General features: G+C 67.9%; 16 protein-coding genes, 1 tRNA gene, 1 other RNA gene and 1 pseudogene. 7 read left to right on the top strand and 12 right to left on the bottom strand.

Annotation, left to right across the window (positions count from 1 at the left end; all coding sequences use genetic code 11):
- Nucleotides 1-51 precede the first annotated feature (51 nt).
- Both ffs and LEL84_RS17065 read right to left on the bottom strand, forming a co-directional pair.
- Nucleotides 52-146: signal recognition particle sRNA small type (ffs, locus tag LEL84_RS17070), an RNA gene on the bottom strand.
- A 147-nt stretch (nt 147-293) separates the two neighbouring features.
- Nucleotides 294-382, bottom strand: a tRNA-Ser gene (locus LEL84_RS17065).
- Between the two features lie 78 nt (nt 383-460).
- Between LEL84_RS17065 and LEL84_RS17060 the strand changes: the two genes are divergently transcribed.
- The gene (locus LEL84_RS17060; protein ID WP_078111806.1) at nt 461-1,309 is read left to right on the top strand and encodes an NmrA/HSCARG family protein; all 849 of its coding nucleotides are present in this window, start codon (nt 461-463) and stop codon (nt 1,307-1,309) included.
- A gap of 19 nt (nt 1,310-1,328) precedes the next feature.
- Here LEL84_RS17060 and LEL84_RS17055 read toward each other — a convergent pair whose 3' ends face one another.
- On the bottom strand, nt 1,329-2,429 hold the full coding sequence (locus tag LEL84_RS17055; RefSeq protein WP_226512266.1) for a DNA polymerase domain-containing protein: 1,101 nt from the start codon (nt 2,427-2,429) through the stop codon (nt 1,329-1,331).
- Between the two features lie 2 nt (nt 2,430-2,431).
- A complete protein-coding gene (locus tag LEL84_RS17050) occupies nt 2,432-3,484 on the bottom strand; it encodes an ATP-dependent DNA ligase (RefSeq protein ID WP_226514338.1) in 1,053 nt (350 codons plus the stop codon).
- A gap of 137 nt (nt 3,485-3,621) precedes the next feature.
- On the opposite strand from LEL84_RS17050, the gene gluQRS reads away from it, so the two are divergent.
- Nucleotides 3,622-4,530 (top strand): tRNA glutamyl-Q(34) synthetase GluQRS, encoded by a 909-nt coding sequence (gluQRS, locus tag LEL84_RS17045; RefSeq protein ID WP_226512265.1) that lies wholly within the window; start codon nt 3,622-3,624, stop codon nt 4,528-4,530.
- 105 nt (nt 4,531-4,635) lie between these two features.
- Here gluQRS and LEL84_RS17040 read toward each other — a convergent pair.
- The 3 genes and pseudogenes from LEL84_RS17040 to LEL84_RS17030 all read right to left on the bottom strand — a co-directional run bounded on the left by LEL84_RS17040 (nt 4,636) and on the right by LEL84_RS17030 (nt 8,599).
- Nucleotides 4,636-5,854: pseudogene (locus LEL84_RS17040) on the bottom strand (IS110 family transposase).
- 302 nt (nt 5,855-6,156) lie between these two features.
- Nucleotides 6,157-7,170 carry a hemolysin family protein gene (locus LEL84_RS17035; RefSeq protein WP_226512264.1) on the bottom strand — a complete coding sequence of 338 codons (1,014 nt, stop codon included), beginning with the start codon at nt 7,168-7,170 and terminating at the stop codon, nt 6,157-6,159.
- Nucleotides 7,163-8,599: a hemolysin family protein gene (locus tag LEL84_RS17030; protein WP_226512263.1), complete on the bottom strand. Its 1,437-nt coding sequence runs from the start codon at nt 8,597-8,599 to the stop codon at nt 7,163-7,165. The genes LEL84_RS17035 and LEL84_RS17030 overlap by 8 nt, the downstream gene beginning before the upstream one ends.
- A gap of 265 nt (nt 8,600-8,864) precedes the next feature.
- On the opposite strand from LEL84_RS17030, the gene LEL84_RS17025 reads away from it, so the two are divergent.
- From LEL84_RS17025 to LEL84_RS17010, 4 genes are all read left to right on the top strand, one after another.
- Nucleotides 8,865-9,524, top strand: coding sequence for a class II aldolase/adducin family protein (locus tag LEL84_RS17025; RefSeq protein WP_226512262.1), 660 nt, complete (start codon nt 8,865-8,867; stop codon nt 9,522-9,524).
- A complete protein-coding gene (locus LEL84_RS17020) occupies nt 9,521-10,474 on the top strand; it encodes a carbohydrate kinase family protein (protein ID WP_226512261.1) in 954 nt (317 codons plus the stop codon). The genes LEL84_RS17025 and LEL84_RS17020 overlap by 4 nt, the downstream gene beginning before the upstream one ends.
- Before the next feature lie 49 nt (nt 10,475-10,523).
- Nucleotides 10,524-11,441: an SDR family NAD(P)-dependent oxidoreductase gene (locus tag LEL84_RS17015; RefSeq protein WP_226512260.1), complete on the top strand. Its 918-nt coding sequence runs from the start codon at nt 10,524-10,526 to the stop codon at nt 11,439-11,441.
- Between the two features lie 230 nt (nt 11,442-11,671).
- Nucleotides 11,672-13,372, top strand: coding sequence for a DUF222 domain-containing protein (locus LEL84_RS17010; protein WP_413466871.1), 1,701 nt, complete (start codon nt 11,672-11,674; stop codon nt 13,370-13,372).
- A gap of 13 nt (nt 13,373-13,385) precedes the next feature.
- Here the strand turns inward: LEL84_RS17010 and tgt are convergent, their stop codons facing one another.
- Complete coding sequence (gene tgt / locus LEL84_RS17005; protein ID WP_226512258.1) at nt 13,386-14,654, bottom strand: tRNA guanosine(34) transglycosylase Tgt; 1,269 nt, start codon at nt 14,652-14,654, stop codon at nt 13,386-13,388.
- A 91-nt stretch (nt 14,655-14,745) separates the two neighbouring features.
- On the opposite strand from tgt, the gene LEL84_RS17000 reads away from it, so the two are divergent.
- Nucleotides 14,746-15,249, top strand: coding sequence for a hypothetical protein (locus LEL84_RS17000; RefSeq protein ID WP_226512257.1), 504 nt, complete (start codon nt 14,746-14,748; stop codon nt 15,247-15,249).
- Between the two features lie 78 nt (nt 15,250-15,327).
- Here the strand turns inward: LEL84_RS17000 and LEL84_RS16995 are convergent, their stop codons facing one another.
- Genes LEL84_RS16995 through LEL84_RS16980 form a run of 4 tightly spaced genes read right to left on the bottom strand, consistent with a single transcriptional unit; the run spans nt 15,328 to nt 19,373 of the window.
- Nucleotides 15,328-15,732, bottom strand: a complete 405-nt coding sequence (locus tag LEL84_RS16995; RefSeq protein ID WP_319005243.1) for a WhiB family transcriptional regulator — start codon at nt 15,730-15,732, stop codon at nt 15,328-15,330.
- A 21-nt stretch (nt 15,733-15,753) separates the two neighbouring features.
- Nucleotides 15,754-16,716 (bottom strand): phosphoglycerate dehydrogenase, encoded by a 963-nt coding sequence (locus LEL84_RS16990; protein WP_226512256.1) that lies wholly within the window; start codon nt 16,714-16,716, stop codon nt 15,754-15,756.
- Between the two features lie 20 nt (nt 16,717-16,736).
- On the bottom strand, nt 16,737-18,167 hold the full coding sequence (gene pyk, locus LEL84_RS16985; protein WP_226514336.1) for a pyruvate kinase: 1,431 nt from the start codon (nt 18,165-18,167) through the stop codon (nt 16,737-16,739).
- A gap of 48 nt (nt 18,168-18,215) precedes the next feature.
- Nucleotides 18,216-19,373, bottom strand: coding sequence for a glycerate kinase (locus LEL84_RS16980; protein WP_226512255.1), 1,158 nt, complete (start codon nt 19,371-19,373; stop codon nt 18,216-18,218).
- Nucleotides 19,374-19,397 lie beyond the last annotated feature (24 nt).

The following is a 19,397-nucleotide window of genomic DNA, read 5'->3' as shown; positions in this document are numbered from 1 at the left end:
GACGCCGGTGCGGGTGGCCGACGCCCCTGACCTGAAACTTCGTATCGGGAAAATAGGGGACCCCGCGCACCCGAGAGAGCCCGTTGACCCTTGCTGCCTTCCGGCCCTGGGGGAGTTCACAGGATGCACGCCGCGCGGGATCCGTCGTCCAGTGTAGCGAGGGGTTCCGGCGGCCGGAGCCGGGGTCCTCGAACCGGTCCGCGCGGCTCGATCACACTCGGCCCGCACGCTCGGGGATACGACGAAGGTCCGCAGTGTCACCCGGTAATACGGGTGTCACTGCGGACCTTCGGTGGCGGAGGATAGGGGATTCGAACCCCTGAGGGCTGTTAACCCAACCCGCGTTCCAGGCGAGCGCCATAGGCCACTAGGCGAATCCTCCAACGTCGAGATGATAGCCGCCGACGGCGCACTCACCCAAACCGTCCGGCCGTCGAGTGTGACCGCTAGGGTCGACGACATGGCCGATTCCTCTCCTGTCGTTGTCGTCGGAGCCACCGGAGGGCAGGGCGGCGCTGTGCTCGACGCGCTGCTCGAGGCCGGTTTCCCGGTCCGCGCCGTTGTGCGGGACGCGGTGTCGAGCAAGGCGGCACGCCTGGCCGACCGAGGCGTCGAACTCGCCGTCGGGGACATCGTGAGCGGGTCGGGTCTCACCGAGGCATTCACCGGGTCCGCGGGCGTGTTCGCGCTCACCACCCCGTTCGAATCCGGCGTCGAGGCCGAGATCGGTCAGGGTCGTGCGCTGATCGAAGCCGCCACGTCCGCGTCGATCCCGTACCTCGTGTTCTCCTCGGTGGCCTCGGCCGATCGTCAGACCGGCGTGCCGCATTTCGATTCCAAGTTCGAGGTCGAGCAGATGCTCGCAGCCACCGAGATCCCGCACACGATCGTCGGCCCGGCCTACTTCTTCGACAACCTGCTCGGCGGAGCCGACGCGCTCGCGGCGGGCGTGATGCCGATCGCGATGCCCGCGGACAAGCCGCTGCAACAACTCTCGCGGCGCGACCTCGGCCGACTCGTCGCCACTCTGTTCGCCGCCCCGGACGTCCACGTCGGCCAGCGCATCGACCTCGCGTCCGATCAGCCGACGCCCGAGGAGATGGCGCGCATCATCGGCGACGTTCTCGGCACCACGGTCACGGCGGAGTCCTACGATCCCGAACGTATCGAGTCCGAGGACATGCGGGCGATGTTCACGTTCCTCGGCGACCGCGGGTACGAGGTCGACATCCCGACGCTGCACCGCCGGTTCCCTGATGTGGGCTGGCAGAGTTTCGCGACCTGGGCGGCCGAGGCGCTGCGCCGCTGACCCATACGGAACCCGGGCATCAGCCGTCGGAGCGTCGGTTGCCCTTCTCATCCCAGTGCTCGGCGACCTTCTTGCTCGGCTGTACGCGCGGCGGCTCGCCCGGCATCTTGGGATAGCTGGGCGGATAAGGCATGTCGCCCAGTCCGTTTGCGTCGTCGGCCTGCACCATCTCCAGCAGTTTCTCGACGCCGCGCCGGTGGTCGGCGATGTCGGCCCATGGGTCGCCGCGATCTTCCAGGAGCTTCGGGACGGTCGCGATGGTGCAGTCGTCCGGATCGACGTCGGCGAGTTCGTCCCACGTCACCGGCGTCGACACCCGGGCGCGGGCGCTGCGTCGAACGGAGTACGGGGATGCCATAGTGCGGTCGCGGGCGTTCTGGTTGTAATCGATGAAGATCCGTTCTCCGCGTTCTTCTTTCCACCACGATGTGGTGACCGCGTCCGGGTCGCGGCGTTCGAGTTCCCGGGCGATCGCGATGACGCAGCGTCGGGTCGCGATGAAGTCCCACAGCGGTTCGATGGGCACGTACACGTGTACTCCCCGACCGCCCGAGGTCTTCACGAAACCGGTGAAGCCCAGTTCGTCGAGCAGGGGCTTGAGCCCCTCGATCGCCACACGCCGGACATCCTCGAACGTCGTGCCGGGTTGCGGATCGAGGTCGATGCGAAGCTGATCGGGATGGTCGTTGTCGGGGTGGAGGGTCGGCCAGGTATGGAAGGTGACGGTCCCCAGGTTCGCGCCCCACACGAGATCAGCCGGCACCGTGGGACGGATCGCGTCGCCGGTTCGTTTGGAGGGGAACACGATCGGGGTGGACTGCACATGCTCGGGCCGCTTCTTCGCGATGTGCTTCTGGTAGATCTCCTCGCCCTCGACGCCGTCGGGGAAGCGCTGCAGAAAGGTCGGGCGGTCGCGGGTGGCGCGCATCAGCGGTCCGTCGCCGCTGTCGTCGGCCCTGCCACCCGTGTCGCCGAGTGCGACGGTGCGGTAGTACCCGACGAGATCGCGCTTGCGGCCGCCGTTCTCGCCCAGTTCGGGGAAGTAGATCTTGTCCGGGTTGCTCATCCGGACGGCGACCCCGTCGACGTCGAGTTCCTCGGCGGGCGAACGAGATGCCATGGTCATTCTCCTTCGAGGACGTCGTGGAGATCGTAGGTCAGCGGAACGTCGAGCTGGTCGTAACCGCAGCTCTCCGGTTCTCGATCGGGCCGCCAGCGAAGGAATTTCACCGTGTGCCGAAAGCGATGGTTCTCCATCTGGTCATAGGCGAACTCCGCGACCAGCTCCGGACGGATCGGGATCCACTCCCCCGATTTCTCCGAACGCCACCGCGTCGGCTCGCCCGGCGATGCCTTCTCCGGGTCCAGCCGCATCGGCTCGAACATCTGCTGCAACTCGATCCGCTTGGCGTCGGAGAAGGCCCCGGCCCCGCCGACCATCCGCAGTTCGCCGTCGTCACCGTACAGTCCGAGCAGCATCGATCCGATCCCCTTGCCCGACTTGTGGATTCGATACCCGAAGACCACACAGTCCGCGGTCCGTTTGTGTTTGATCTTCAGCATCTCCCGCTTGTTCTCGACGTACACGCCGACCAGTCGCTTGGCGACGACGCCGTCGAGCCCGGCGCCTTCGAAGGCGGAGAACCAGTCCTCGGCGACCGCCGGGTCGCTCGTCACCCGGCTGACATGCACGCGTCGGTCCCGTCCGCCCGGACCGACGGCCCGCAGCAACGCTTCCCGGCGCACCTCGAAGGGTTCGCCCATCACGCTCGTCGACTCCAGCGCCAACGCGTCGAACCCGATGAAGATCGCCGGTGTCTTCTCCGCGAGCATGGTGACGCGCGACTCCGCCGGATGGATCCGCTGTGCGAGCGAATCCCAGTCGAGGCGATGGGTGTCGCCGATGAGCGCGGGCACCCCGATCTCACCGTCGAGGACCACCTTGTCGGGCAGTTCGTCCTTCACCGCCGCGACGATCTCGGGGAAGTACCGGGCCAGGTCCTTGCCGCCTCGCGAACCGATCGTCACCTCGTCGCCGTCGCGGAAGACCAACGCGCGAAAACCATCCCACTTGGGTTCATACGACCACGCCACCGAACCGTCCGGCTGCGGCGGCACGCTGGTCACCGCCTTGGCCAGCATCGGCGCAACAGGCGGCATGACCGGGAGATCCATGAAACTCATCGTTCCTCACTCGTCGAGGGGACCGCAACGCCTACGCGCCGCCGCATACCCGGGGTGTGGTCGTCGGGCCGTTACAGGCAGACCGGCCACGGCGCGGATTCTCATCGCCGACCGGTAATCTCGACGCGGTGTCGACGCAGCGAGCGGGCCGGTACGCGCCCTCCCCCTCCGGGGACCTCCACGTCGGCAATCTGCGGACCGCCCTGCTCGCCTGGCTCTTCGCACGGACCACCGGCCGACAATTCCTGATCCGGATGGAGGATCTCGACCGAGCCGTCGAGGGCGCGGATTCCCGGCAGTTGTCCGATCTCGCGGCCCTGGGCCTCGACTGGGACCCGCCCGTCGTCCACCAGACCGACCGGCTCGAGGCATACCGTGCCGTCCTCGACGACCTGCGCGACGCCGGCCGCACCTTCGAGTGTTTCTGCACCCGCCGAGAGATCCTCGACGCGCCGTCCGCACCCCATGCGCCGCAGGGCGCCTACCCGGGCACGTGCCGCGACCTCACCGCCGCCGAACGCGACGAACGCCGTGCCACCCGGCCACCCGCGATCCGGCTGCGGGCCGACGTCCGGGAGTACGGCGTCGATGACCTGCTGCACGGCCCCTACATGGGCGCGGTCGACGACTTCGTGCTGCTGCGCAACGACGGCACCCCCGCCTACAACCTGGCCGTCGTCGTCGACGATGCCGCGCAGGGCGTCGACCAGGTCGTCCGCGGGGACGATCTGTTGTCGTCGGCGCCCCGGCAGGCCTACCTGGCGACGCTGCTCGGGAAGACCCCGCCGACGTACGCGCACGTCCCGATGGTGCTCAACGCCAACGGAATCCGGCTCAGCAAGCGGGACGGGGCGGTGACCCTGGCCGATCTCGCCGCCGCAGGGGTGGCGACGTCGACCTTGTTGTCCCGCATCGCCCATTCACTGGGGCTCGGCGGCCGGGACGAGCCCGTGCGCGCAGAGCAACTGGCGAACCGGTTCGACCCCGCCGCGCTGCCGACCGAACCGTGGTTCCTGACGGCCGACGAGTGGACCTAGCGGCCCACTCCCCCGTTCCCTAATCCCTGAACGCATAACCCCTGCTCCCTGAGGTGCGAGGAGCGCAAGCGACGAGCCACGAAGACATCCCAGGGGTGCAAGGTGTCAAGCGGCGAGGTTGGCGCGGTGGTTCCAGGCGGTGTGTTCGTTGTAGAGGGTGCGGTGTTTGAGGCAGCCGTGGAGGATGCCGATGAGCCGGTTGGCGAGCGCACGCAAGGCTTGGGGGTGGGACTTCTTCTGATCTCGCAGGCTGTCGTAGTAGACGCGGGCGCCGGGACTGCCGGTCAGCGCGCTTTGCGCCATCGCCATGGCGGCGGCGTTGAGGCGGGTGTTGCGGATATGGCGGGCCAGCACGACGTGCCCTTTGCCTGAGGCGATGGTCCGTGGTGAGGTGCCGGCATAGTTTCTGCGAGACTTGGCGGTGGCATAGCGTTCGGGGTCGTCCCCGAACTCGCCAAGCATCCGGGCGCCGGTGATGTCACCGACTCCGGGCATGGACAGGTAGATCTCGGCGTCGGCGATGCGCTCTAAAAGACTGGGCCATACTGGTTTCCAGTTGATCAATTTGGGTGTTGAGCGTCGTCAGCATGTTCACCGTCACGGTCACGGTCGCCGCATACGCTGCGGTAAGTGCCTCCGGTGCGCTCAGATGACCGCCCCCACGCAGGGCCTGCTGGATCTCGCGGGCACGGGTATCGGTATTGCGTTGGCGGCCACCCTGTTTCAGAGCTGATCGGATCGCCGCGACCGTCAGTGCCGCTCCCTGTCGTGGGGTGGGAGCGCGACGCAACACCGCCAGGCAGTCTTTGTGGGCGAGGTCGCCGCCGAAGGCATCGACCGCGGCCGGATAGTAGGCGCCCAGTTGAGCGCGCAACACGTTCTGTTGTGCTGAGCGCGCCCACACCAGATTCTGATGCGTACGGGCCATCACCGTGATCGCCTTGACCTCGACGGTGTCGGCGGCGACCAATCGATGATTGTGCCGGTCGGTCCGCACCAGATCAGCCAGCGTTTTCGCGTCAGCCTTATCGGATTTGGTGCCCCCGACATGGTGGCGGTCGCGGTACCGCGACACCGACAACGGGTTGATCGCATACACCTGATAGCCCGCGGCGACCAGGGCGGCGACCCACATGCCGTGATCGGTTTCGATCCCCACCACCACCTCAGAGGGGTCGTGGGCGAACCGGGCGAGCAGGTCATGCATCGCCGTCACGCCGGCCGCGTTCTCGGGTAGTCGGCGGGTGGCCAGGGTGGTGCCGTGTTCATCCATCACGCACACGTCGTGATGATCCGACGCCCAGTCGTTGCCCACACAGATCATGTCGGTCGTTCACCTCGTCTTCGGTCGTCTCGATCGATCGTCGGTGTGAACCTTGGGGTGATCACCCTTGACGCGGCCTAATGGATCAGTGCTCACCCCACATGGTTCAGGGGGCACGACATCCCAGAAGCGTTCTAGCGGGTGATCCTTACCCGGCCGGGCCACGGTCTTCGTGTAGAAATCCGACACCGTTTCAGGGTCTCGGAGTGGTCACCGGCCGGGAAGGCTCACACAAACCAGCATCCCCTGCAGGACGCCGATCCACCCCCATTAGGGTAAGCGACGCACGCTCGTCAACCCTCCTACGCCGTGGTCGCAAGCAACCGCTGGAGCACGTCGTTGATGGTGATGAGTCCGACCGCGCGGCCCCCATCGGTGACGAGCGCGAGGTGGGCGCGCTGTTCCCGCATGGCGGTGAGCGTCTCGTACACCGGCTGCGCCGACTCGACGCTCAGGACCGGGCGCATGAGATCGGCCGCCGTGGTGCCGGGCGACGCGGTCAGGCTGTCGCGCACATGCACGACACCGCGGACCGGCGCCCCGGACGCATCGTCGCGCACCAGCAGGCGCAGGTGGCCCGAGGTCCGGCCGGCCGTCTGGATCTGATCGGCGTCCGCGGCCGGACCGACGACGGCCAGATGGTCGTTGGGGGTCACGACGTCGCCGACGGTCAACGACTCCAGTTCCAGAGCACTCGTCAGATGGGCGTGGTATCGCTCGTCGAGTGTGCCCACGGTGGCCGAGTGCTCCACCAGGTGTCGGAGGGCGTCGCTGTCCTGCCCGGTCGCGACCTGATCCACCGGCTCGACGCCGACGCGCTTGAGGCACCAGTTGGCGAGGTGGTTGAGCTGGACGATGAACGGACGGGTCACCCACATGAAGGCGCGCATCGGGATCGCGAGCATGATCGCCGACTTCTCGGGGTGGGCGATGGCCCACGATTTCGGCGCCATCTCACCGACGACGAGGTGTAGGAACGTCACGATGACGAGGGCGAGAACGAAGCCGATCACGTCGGCCGACCAGTACGGCAGACCCCAGCCGGCGAACAGCGGCGTGAGCCAGTAGTGCACAGCGGGTTTCGTGACCGAACCCAGTGCCAGCGTGCACACCGTGATGCCGAGCTGCGACCCGGCGAGCAGCACCGACAGTTCCGATGCGCTCCGCAGTGCTGCGCGGGCGCTGCCGCTGGTCGCGGCCGCGTCTTCGAGCCGGTGCCGACGCGCGGCGATCAGGGCGAACTCGACCGCGACGAAGAAGGCGCTGGACGCGATCAGGCCCACGGTGACGGCCGCGACGACCCACGGGTTATCCATTGTCGCTCTCCTCTCCGTTCTCGGCCGGGTTCTTCTTCTCGCCCGGGTTGTTGTCGTTGTGTGCCACGCTCATCGACAGCAGAGCGGGGACGCGCTTGTCGACTTCGAGCACCGTGGCCCGCACGGTGCGGGGTGGCGCCTCGTCGTCTTCGAGCAGGGTCGACGGATCGGGATCGATCTCGATCGTCACCGTGTCCCCGACCTCCGGGAGTCCGACGAACTCGGCGATCACCAGTCCGGCCATCGTCTCGTAGTCGCCTTCGGGGAGGTCCCAGCCGACGGTCCGGGAAACCTCGTCGACGTGTGCGTCACCCCGCACGCGCCATCCCTCGGGGCTTTCCTCGATCGCGACGGTCGCCTCGGAGTCGTGTTCGTCGTCGATCTCGCCGACCAGTTCCTCGGCGATGTCCTCGGCGGTCACGACCCCGGCGAAACCGCCGTATTCGTCGATGACCACCGCCATCTCGTCTTGTGCGTCCGCGAGGGTCTCCAACACCTCGGGCAGCGGGAGCGTCGAGGGCACCACCACTGCGGGACGACACAGGTCGACCGCGGTGGCCGACGAATCAGCCTGCGGCGGTTTCTTTTTCAGCGCGTAGCTCCACTCCAGGAGGTCCTGGAGGTGGATCACACCGCGTACCTCGTCGTCACCGCCGGCCAGCACGGGGTACCGCGTGTGGCCGGTGCTCATCAGTGTCAGCACCTCACCCGCCGCCAGATCGGCGTCGACATGGTCGGTGTTCGGTCGCGGGATCATCGCGTGTTCTGCGGTGCGCGTGGGGAATTCGAGCACACGGTCGAGCAGGACGGACAGCTCGTCGGGCAGGTCACCCGCGTCGCGGGACTCGGCGACGATGTGCTCTAGGTCGCGCACCGACGCCGAATGCTCGACGTCGTGCACGGGCTCGATGCGCAGCGCTCGCAGCAGCAGGTTCGACGACTTGTCGAACAATGCGATGAGCCAACCGAACACGGCCAGGTAGATCGTCGTCGAACGGGCGAGCCACCGTGCGACCGGCTCGGGCCGGGCGATGGCGAGGTTCTTGGGGAACAGCTCACCGAAGACCATCTGCACGACGGTGGAGAAGATGATCGCGATGATCGTGCCGATCGCGACACCGACGCCCACCGGGATACCCACGCCGCCGAGCAGCTCGCCGACGCCGGAACCGATCAGGGGTTCGGCCACGTAGCCGACGAGCAGGCCGGTGACAGTGATGCCCAGCTGGGCGCCGGAGAGCATGAAGGACGTGCGGCGGGTGACCGCGAGCGCGCGTTTCGCGGCGGCGTCACCGGTTTCGGCACGGGCTTTGAGGCGGGACCGGTCGACCGCCATGTAGCCGAATTCCTGGGCCACGAAGTAACCGGTGAGGGCGGTGATCAGGAAGACCACCAGGATTCCGAGTCCGATTCCGAGGAGGGTCAGCATGAGACCGTCCCGGCGTCGGGGCCGGGCGGAACACCCGGGTCATTCAATTCACAACAGGGGGCCGACTGGTGTCGTCGGCGTTTTCGGCGCTTTCCGCGTCTCATCGTCTCTCTCGCTGGTGCTCGGGTGTTTCATACCGGGTGCCGGGAGCAAAGGCATGTGCGTAAATGTCCGGTATGTGGTCCCAACGTACCGAATGCGCTCCGAGTTCCGCGACATGCCCGGCGATCCTTCTCCGCGGAGTGCGGACCGACACATTCGGCCGATGAGCGACCCGTCGATACGCGACGAGGTCGCCGCGGCCGCTCGACGGCTGGCGGCCGAAGGTCTCCTGATCGGCACCTCCGGCAACGTGTCGGCGCGTGCGGGCGATCACGTCGCGATCACCGGAACCGGGGTTGTACTCGCGAACTGTGCCGCGACCGACGTGACGGTGGTGTCCCTTGCCGGCGACGTCGTCGACGGGCCGATCGCGCCGTCGTCCGAGCTGGACCTGCACCTCCGCGTCTACGAGGAAACCGGCACACAGGCGATCGTCCACACCCACGCACCCTTCGGGACCGCGGTCGCCTGCGTCAGCGGACTGACCTCGTTGCCGGTGCTGCACTACCAACAACTAGGCCTCGGCGGTGCCATCCCGGTCGCGCCGTACGCCACGTTCGGGAGCCCGGAGCTCGCCGGGATCGTCGCCGACGCGCTGGCCGACACCCAGGTCGCGCTGATGGCGAACCACGGTTCGGTGGCACGCGGCTCCAGCCTGGCCCACGCGGTGAAGAACGCCCTGCTGCTGGAGTGGCTCGCGACCCTCTATCACCGGACCATGAGCATGGGCCGGCCTCGCGAACTCACCGAGGACCAACAGCAGTCCACCGTCGCCCAAGCGATCCGGCTGGACTACGGGGCACCCAAGGAGAACCGGACGTGACACCCTCACCGCTGCTCGAACCGCCGACGATCGCAACCGTGGGCGTCCATGTGCTGGACATCCACGTCGTCGGGATCGAGTCCATCCCGGCGGGGTCCGACGGCGCGCTCGTCCAGTCCATCGGTTTCTCCGCCGCCGGTACCGCGGGCGGAACCGCGCTCGTCCTCAGTCGGCTGGGCGCCACGGTCCGGACCCACGGAGCGATCGGCGACGACACGATCGGGCGTTCGCTGACCGCACTGCTGGACGCCGAAGGCGTCGACACCGGCGGCCTGGTTCCGAAGCCCGGGGTCCAGACGTCGTCATCGGTCATACCCATCCGACCCAACGGGGACCGTCCCGCATGGCACTGCATCGGGGCGAATGCGCAGTTCACGCTCGACGACCTGGGTGCAGACGCGCTGGCCGGGCTCGACCACCTGCACCTCGGCGGCCCGGAGTTCCTCGGCGGCGCGGTCGCCGCAGAGCTCCTCGGCCGGGCGCGCGACCGCGGGATCACGACGTCGGCCGATCTCCTGTCGGGTGGCGACCCCGGCCTTCTCGAGTGGATCGCCGACGCACTTCCCCACCTCGACTACCTGCTGCCCAACGACGACCAGATCCGGGGACTGACCGGAACCGACGACCTCACCGACGGCGCACGGGCCCTCCTGGACCGCGGCGTCGGTTGCGTCGCGCTCACCCGCGGCGCCGACGGCGCACTGGTCGTGACCGGCGACGATGTGGTCACGGTGCCGGCGTTCGAGGTGGACGTCGTGGACACCACCGGCTGCGGCGACTCGTTCTCCGCCGGGTTCTTGACCGGCCGGCTGCGCGGGCTCGGTCTCGCCGACTCCGCCGAACTCGGTTGCGCGGTGGCCGCGCACGTCGCCCAGGGCATCGGGACCGCGGCGAACTCGTACGATCTCGCCGCGATCGAGTCCTTCCGGCAGTCCCGCGCCGCGGGCTGAGCGCGCCTCCTCTCGGTTTGGTGAACCCCGCCTCGGGTAGGCGATCACCATGACAGACAACAAGGAAATCAACGGCTCCACCGTCGTCATCGCCGGCGCGTCGAGCGGATTCGGACGCGGCGCCGCGGTGCGACTCGGAGAACTCGGCGCGAACGTCGTCGTCGCGGCGCGTCGAACCGCGGTCCTCGACGAGGTCGTCGCGGAGATCACCGGCAAGGGCGGGTCGGCGCTGGCGGTGCCCACCGATGTCAGCGATCCGCGTGCCGTCGCCCATCTCGCGTCCGCCGCGCTCGAACGGTTCGGGTCGATCGACGTGTGGGTGAACAACGTCGGCGTCGGCGCGGTCGGATACTTCTGGGACATCCCGATCGAGGACCACGCTCGCCTCGTCGACGTGAACCTGAAGGGCCTGATCTACGGCGCACATGCGGCGCTGCGCGTCTTCCGGTCGCAGGGTCGCGGCACACTCATCAACGTGGGCTCGGTCGACAGCGAGGTACCCATCGCACTCCAGAACACCTACGCCGCAACGAAAGCGGCGGTTCGGAGCCTCGGGCACTCGATCAGCGAAGAGCTGCGCATGGCCGGCGACGACGCCATCAAGGTCGGCACCATCATGCCGTGGGCCGTGGACACCCCATGGTGGGTCCACGCCGCCAACTACACCGGACACGAACCGCGGATGTCCGCGATGGACGATCCGCAGATCGTGGTCGACGCGATCGTGGCAGCCTGCACCGACCCGAAGCTGGACCAACCGGTCGGCTACAAGGCCAAGGCCGCCAACGCTTCTCACCATCTCATGCCCGGGATCACCGAGCGGTTCTCGGCGGCGACGGCGAAGTCCGAGACCGAGAAGGGGACACCGGTCGAGCCGCACGCGGGTGCGATCCACGACCCCAACCCGGACAGCACCGGGGTCGCCGGCGGCATCCGCGAACGGATGGTTGCCGAGGACTCCCGCTGACACCCGTCCGCCGTCGCTCGTTGTGGTGCGCCGCCCTCTGCTGGTCGAGCACCGCCGCGGTGTCCCGCTGGTCGAGCAGCTCGACCGAGCGAAGCGAGGACGCAACGCCCGTCGAGGCCACCGAGGCGACGCGTCACTCTTGTCGGTGCGGCGTGATTCGATTGCCAGACCACCCCGAGAAATCCAGAGATCACCCTTGACTCGAACATATATTCGAGTATCGTGGAGGTATGTCATCGGGGGCGGGGGCCAGATCCACTACATCGGTGGACCCATTACAGGAGTCGGTCGAGCCGCGCTTTCGTCCCGACCATGAACTCTCCGCATCCGAACTCGTCGAGGTCCTCAACCACTGCGCGGGCTTGGCGGCAGCGTCCGCGCATCGAATGATGGTCGTTGCCAGCCTCATTCACGATGAACGCGAGATGGACTACGCCCAGCGGCGCGCCGAGACGCACAGCGGCGAACTTGATTCGATTGAGGCCTTCGATGCCCTGTCCGCGCGAGTGGCCGCGGGTGAGAACCCCTACGAGCAGTTCGGACCGAACGGTCTCGAACAGGCCATCGCCGAAGTCGGCGCCACCCTCACCGTGACACCGGCCGAGGCGAAAGACCTCATCGAAGCCGGCGACGCACTGCGCTACCGACTCTCCTTCACCGGACACGCACTCGCGTGCGGTCGAATCGACAAGCGCCGCTTCCTCATCGCCCTCAAACGCACCGACCTCATCACCGACGACGAAGAGATGCAGACCGTCGACGCCCATCTCGCCGAAGCGATCTTCGCCCGCCCACCGATGTCGACGGCCCGGTTCACCGCCATGGTCGATTCCATCGTCACCAAGTGGGCACCCGACGCGATCCGCCGACGTAAGGAACGCGTCAAGGGTGATCGCAAGGTGACGGTGAGCCCCGATCGCTTCACACCCGGGCAGTCCCGGATCTCCGGCACGCTGCCCAATGCTGATGCCGCCGAGTTCGACGCCCGCCTGACGGCGATGGCCACCGCGGTCCACGCCGGTGACCCTCGAAAGTTGGCCAACCGCCGAGTCGACGCTCTGAAAGCGCTCGCCCGGGGTGAAGCCGCCATCACCTGCCTCTGCGACGACTGTGTCATCACCGCAACCGAACCCGACACAGCACCAGACCTCGATGCAGCGACAGTGGATACCGCCGAGCCGCCTACATCAGCTGCTGAGATGGTGGATGCGGACAACGACGTCGACCCGTCAGCCGACGTCGTTGTCGATGACCCGGCCGCGCCGGCCGCCTCGGCGTCGGACTCACCCGCGCCGCGCGCGACTTTCCACGTCGTGGTGAACCTGTCGACCCTGATCGGCCTCGACGACGACCCCGCCTTCCTCGACCGCCACGGCATCATCGACGCCGACACCGCCCGAACACTCCTCGCCGAAGCCCGCCGCACCTACATCCATCCCGCACCCGACGCACCCGACGGTTCACCGCCTCCCGACGCGGACAGTTCGACAACGCGATACACCCCCTCGAAGAAGCTGCAGGCGCTGGTGCGCGCCGGCGAACTGTGCTGCACCTTCCCCGGCTGCAACGCCCCGGTCTGGCAGATCGATCTCGACCACACCGAACCCTTCGACCACGCCGACCCGCGTCGCGGTGGCCCGACCGATGCGCGCAACCTCAAACCGCTGTGCCGGTTCCATCACCGCATCAAGACCTTCACCAGCTGGCAGGACCACCAAGACGAACTCCAGACCGCCTGGTTCACCACACCCACCGGGCACATGTTCGTCGGCAACGCCTTCAGCGGACGCGACCTGTTCAACAAGCTCTTCCCCAGACGGTCACCCGATCACCCCGCCCGAGACAGACTCAACACCCAGCGCGACAACGACTTCCGACGCCACCAACGCGCCGAGAAGCGCTGGAACGACGCCAACCCGCCACCGTTCTGAGCAATGGTCACGCCTACCGGGGACCTCCGTAGTAACGCCGGAGGAACTCGTCGCGGTACTCGGTGTATGTGCCGTTCTCGATGGCCTGGCGGGCCCGGTCGACGAGCGTGACGATGAAGGACACGTTGTGCAGCGTCGCCAGCGTGGGGCCGAGGCCTTCCTTCGCCTTGAACAGATGATGCAGGTAGGCCCGGCTGTACTGCGACGTGTAGTTCTCGACCTCAGGGTCGAGCGGCCGGAAGTCACTGCGATACTTGGCATTCGTGACGTTGTACCGGCCGTCGAGTGAGTAGATCGCACCGTTGCGGGCGACCCGGGTCGGCGACACGCAGTCGAAGGTGTCGACGCCGTTCTCGATGGCGGTGAAGATGTCGTCGGGTTCACTGATCCCCAAGAGGTGCTTCGGGGAGCCCTCCGGGAGTTCGTCGTTGACCCAACCGACGATGGTGCCGAGGTTGTCCTTCTCGAGTGCTCCGCCGATGCCGTACCCGCCGAAGCCCTTTCCGCCGGCAGCGCGGTCCGCCTCGCTCAACGCGACGAGGTCGCGAGCGGCCTTGCGCCGCAGATCCTCGTACTGGGCGCCCTGGATGACCCCCCAGAGCGACTGTTGTGGCCGGTGTGCGCGCTCGACGCTCAACCGATTGTGTTCGGCGAGACAGCGAATCGCCCACAACCGGGTGCGCTCGAGCGAGTTCACCTGGTACTCGCGAGTGTTCATCAGGGTGGTCAGCTCGTCGAAGGCGAAGATGATGTCGGCGCCCAGCTGGTGCTGGATCTGCATCGACACCTCCGGCGTGAAGCGATGCGCCGAACCGTCGAGGTGCGACTTGAAGGTCACCCCGTCGTCGTCGACCCGCGAGAGCCGTTCTTTGCCGTTGGCGGTGAGGTCGTCGTCGGGGGTGCCGGTGGCCTCCATCGAGATGACCTTCTTGAACCCCGCACCCAGCGACATCACCTGGAAGCCGCCGCTGTCGGTGTACGTGGGCCCCCGCCAGTTCATGAACGCGCCGAGCCCGCCGGCCGCGTCGATGATCTCCGGCCCGGGCTGCAGGTACAGGTGGTAGGCGTTGGCGAGCACGGCCTGCGCGCCGAGGGCGGAGACCGATTCCGGGAGGACCGTCTTCACGGTCGCCTTGGTACCGACGGGGATGAACGCGGGGGTGTGGATCGGTCCATGCGGTGTGGTGATCGTCCCCGTGCGCCCGCGGGTGCCGGCGAGGGTGGTGCCGACGGCGTAGGTGGGGTCGGCGACTTCGATTCCGGTACTGCTCACGTGCAGCATCTTCGCAGGTCGGACGCGCCCATCCCAAACCGACGGCCGGCACCGGCCACCGGTGCGGTCGACGACACCGCATTCGCTACCGTGGTGAACCATGTCGCGCAGAACTCGTCCCACCGGTCCCACCACGAGCCGCTCTCGCCGACCGATCAGGGTCGCGGCGGCGGCCCTGGGACTAGCGGCGGCGATGTCGACGCTCGTGGCCTGCGGCGCGGAACAGGACGTGACCACCGCTTCGTCGACCTCTCAGGCCGGCGCCGCGGAGTCGGGACCACCGTCCGCCGAACAGCCCGCCACCTCGCCGCCGGTGGTCCCCGGCCGCAAGCCGGTGTCGACCACGGCGTCGAGTGCGACCGCGTCCGACGACTCCGACACCACTTGCGGCACCATCCCGGGCCCCGACGGCGCGTTGCGTGTCATGATCCTCGCCGGCGACGTGTCCTGCGATTCGGCACGGACCATCGCCACCCAGTACGGACCTAAGATCACCACCGGTCAACAGCAGTCGGTGGCCGGCTGGACCTGCGCGCCGTCTCAGCTCGAAGGCGTCCTTGCGGCCTGCCAGAAGGGCACCGCGGTCATCGGCTTCGCACCGTGACCTCGACTTCCTGATCGCCACATCTTCCGGGAGCGGCCTCCGGCTGGGCGAACGACCTGCCTGCGTGGGTCGTTCTGGCTATGGATTCTCGCCGCGCGTGGCGACGGCTCGCTCGTGTGCGGTGAGCCCACCCCAGACGCCGTACGGTTCGCGGACTCTGAGCGCATGGGTCCGGCAGTCGATGCGGACCGGGCAGCCGTGACAGATGGCCTTGGCGTTGGCTTCGACCTCACGGCGTTCGTGCCCCCTCAACCCGAACCGCGGGTAGAAGTGGTCGACGGGAAGGTCGCGGCAGCGGGCTCGGAGTTGCCAGTCCCAGTTGTCGGCGTGGGCGCCGGGCAGTCGCACGCCGATGCCGCGGTGGTAGCGCTGCGTGGCGGTGTCGTATTCCTGGGCCGTCATGTTCGCGGGTCGGGCACCGGTGGCAGCAATTACTCGCGGGGAGCTGCTGGAATCGTCATCAGGGCGAGTGTTGGGGCGCATCGTATGTCCTTGCGGGCGTATTCAGGCGGAAGCGATTGTCGGACCGGCCATTCTGGGCGTGTTGACCGGGTTCGGCGGGCGCCTCCCGGTGAGGGCGGCGATGACGTTCTCGGCGGCGATGATGCCCGCCCGGGACCGGGCCTGCTCGGTTTGACCGGCCAGATGCGAGGTGATGATCACATTGTCTCGTCCCCGGAGCGCGGAAGTCGGCGGCAGTGGCTCGATGTCGACGACGTCGAGCGCGGCGGCGGCGAGCCGGCCACCGTCGAGTGCATCGATGAGTGCGTCGTGGTCGACCAGTGACCCGCGGGCGGTGTTGACCAGCACGGCAGAGGGTTTCATCACGGCAAGCCGCTCGGCGTTGATCAAGTGGACGTTGGACGCGTCGGCCTTGCTGTGAAGGCTGATGTAATCGGCACTGGCGCAGAGGGTGTCGAGGTCGACGAAGGTGACACCGCCCCGGGGCGGGCGTGGGTGGCGGGTGTGGACCAGTACGGTCATCCCGAATGCGCGGGCGATGCCGGTGACGGCCTGCCCGCTCGGCCCGAATCCGATGACGCCGAGGACGGCTCCCCGTAGCTCGGTACCGCCCTGCCGCGGCCACTGTCCGGACTGCACGGCCGCGGACACCGACGAAACGGAACGGGCGACGTCGAGGAGCAACGCGAACGTCATCTCGGCCACGGAATGGTGGTTGACGCCGGGTGTGTTGGTGACCCAGATTCCGAGATCCGCTGCTGTGGCGTCGTCGACCGCGTCGTGACCGACGCCGGAGCGTGCGACGATACGCAGTGTCGGCGCTGCGGCCATCATCGGTGCGGTGATCGGTTCGCCACCCACGATCGCGGCATCTGCACCGGCCAGGATGTCGTCCGCTCCGTTGGGGTTCCGGACGTAGCGGACTTCGTGGCCGGAGCCGGTGAGTGCTCGGTGGACCCGGTCCCCGTGTACGAGGAAGTCGGTGGTGATCACGACGGTCGCCATCGTGTGCCTTCCTTTGTCGATCAGTGGTCGGCTTCGCCGATCCGGTGCACGGTGATCAGGTTCGTCGACCCTGAGACCCCGGGCGGCGCTCCGGCGAGAACCACGACGGTGTCGCCCTTGGCGAGGCGGTTGGTTCGGATGAGCTGGCGGTCGACTTCCTCGATCAGGTCATCGGTGCTCACCGCGTTGGTGACGTCGAAGATCTCGGTACCCCAGCTGAGGGTGAGCTGATTGCGGACGTCCGAATCCGCCGCGAACGCGAGGAGCGGGAGCCGCGGATGCAGACGCGCCAGTCGCCGCACGGTGTCCCCGGATTCGGTGAACGCCACCAGCGCAGTGGCGTTGAGCCGGTCGGCGATGTCGCGGGCTGCATAGGACAGCACACCGCGTTGGGTCTGCGGAACGTGCTGCAGCGGGGGCACCCGCCGGGGTCCGGACTCGACCGTTCGGGCGATCCGGTCCATGGTCGCGACCGCCTCGCGCGGATACTCGCCTACGGAGGTCTCGCCGGAGAGCATTACTGCGTCGGCTCCGTCGAGCACCGCGTTGGCCACATCGGACGCCTCGGCCCGCGTTGGCCGCGAATTCGTGATCATCGAGTCGAGCATCTGGGTCGCGACGATCACCGGCTTCGCCTGCGCGCGAGCTGTGTCGATGACCTGCTTCTGCACGAGCGGGACCTCTTCGAGGGGAACTTCCACACCCAGGTCGCCGCGAGCGACCATCACCGCGTCGAAAACGGAGACGATCGGCTCGAGATCGGTGATCGCCTCCGGCTTCTCGAGTTTCGCGATCACCGGGACCCGTCGGCCGACCGCGTCCATGACCTCGTGGACCGATTCGATGTCGGAGGGGTCGCGGACGAACGACAACGCGATCATGTCCACTCCGAGACGCAGCGCGAAGTCGAGGTCGGTGACGTCTTTGGCCGACAGCGCGGGTGCGGAGACGTTCATACCCGGGACGGAAAGGCCCTTGTGATTGCTGACCGGTCCACCTTCGACGACTTCACAGACGACGTCGTCACCCTCGACGGCAGTCACGACCAATCCGACCTTGCCGTCGTCGACCAGGACTCGGTCACCTGCGACAGCATCCTGTGCCAGCCGGACATAGGTCGTCGACACACGGTCGTGGGTACCGTCGACGTCGGCCACGGTGATGCGGACCGTTTCGCCTGTGGCCCAATACACTCCGCTCTTCGTGCTTTCCTCGTCGAACGCACCCAGACGAATCTTGGGGCCCTGGAGATCGGCGAGTATGCCGACGGGCCGGCCGACGTCCTCGGCGGCTCGGCGCACCCGTTCGTACATGGTGGCGTGGTCGTCGTGGGTGCCGTGGCTGAAGTTGAGCCGCGCGACATCCATTCCGGTGGCAACGAGGTCTTTGAGTTGTTCGGGGGCCGCGGTGGCCGGGCCCAGGGTGCACACGATCTTGGTGCGTCGCATCAGGGTGCTTTCGTTGTCGGGCTGGTGCGGGGAACGGGTTCGATGGTCGACTTACGACACCGCGCGTTGACCGGCATGGCCGCGGGCACCCGCGGCCGACCGGCTGTGCTCGCGCGCGATGTCACGGCCGACCTGTGTCAGCAGTCGTCTCGTGAGTGCGGGGTCGGCGGCGGTGTCGAGCGTGGTGAGGTCGGCCAGCGCGTGGACGGCGGTGAAACCGCCCTGCGCCCACTCCTGCCTCGGCAGGTCGTTTCGGCCGGCCACGGCGACGACCGGAGTCGGGTGGGCGCGGGCGGCCAGGGCCGACAGCAACTTCCCGTGCGTGGTCTGGCGGTCGATTCGTCCCTCGCCGGTGATGACGAGATCGGCGGTGGCGCGGTGCGCGTCGAAGTCGAGGAGGTCGAGGAAGAAGTCGGCGCCGGACACCATGCGCCCGCCCAAGAGCATGGCGGCGAATCCAGCGCCACCGGCCGCACCGGCGCCGGCGTTCGCGGCGATCGCGTGCGCGGCGGGAAACCCGTTGTGGCTGAGAACATCCACGAACTTCGTGGCGGCGGCGTCGAGCCACTGCACGGTCGCGGTGTCGGCGCCCTTCTGCGGGCCGTAGACGTGCGCGGCACCGTCGGGTCCGGTCAGCGGGTTGGTGACGTCGCCGGCGATGAGCAGTTCGACGTCGTCCAGTCCGGGCAGGGAGTGCCCCTCGATCCGGGCGATGTGCGGCAGCGAGGCGGCGTCGGGGGTGAGGATCTCTCCCGCGTCGTCGCGGAAGGTGAACCCGAGGGCGGACAGCAGGCCGACGCCCGCGTCCGAGCTCGCACTCCCACCGAGAGCGAGGACCACCCGAGAGGTCCGGTGTCGCAGCGCCGCTCGCAGGGCTTGCCCTGCTCCCAGGCTGGAGGCTCGCAGCGGGTCTTTGTGGCCTGCGGGCAGGGTGACCAGTCCGCAGGTGTTGGCGATCTCCACAACAGCGGTGCATGCGTTGTGCGCGTACGACGCGGTGTGGAGATCGCCGAGGGCCGCGGCGACGCGGATCCGCTCGTGGCGGAGTCCCGCGGAGACGGCTGCGTCGACGCTTCCGTCTCCGCCGTCGGCCAGGGGGAGGGTAGTGATCTCAGCACCCGACGCCCTCATCCCCTCGGCAAGACTGTCGGCCACCTCCCGGGCGGTGAGGCTGCCCTTGAACTTGTCCGGGGCGATGAGGGCGTGCATGGTGCTGGTGCCTTTCAGTGGTGG

It is taken from the genome of Gordonia sp. WA4-43 (genome assembly GCF_020520305.1).
Classification (GTDB): domain Bacteria; phylum Actinomycetota; class Actinomycetes; order Mycobacteriales; family Mycobacteriaceae; genus Gordonia; species Gordonia hongkongensis.
Note: the sequence above shows the minus strand (reverse complement) of the source record. Positions and strands in the feature narration are given on the sequence as shown.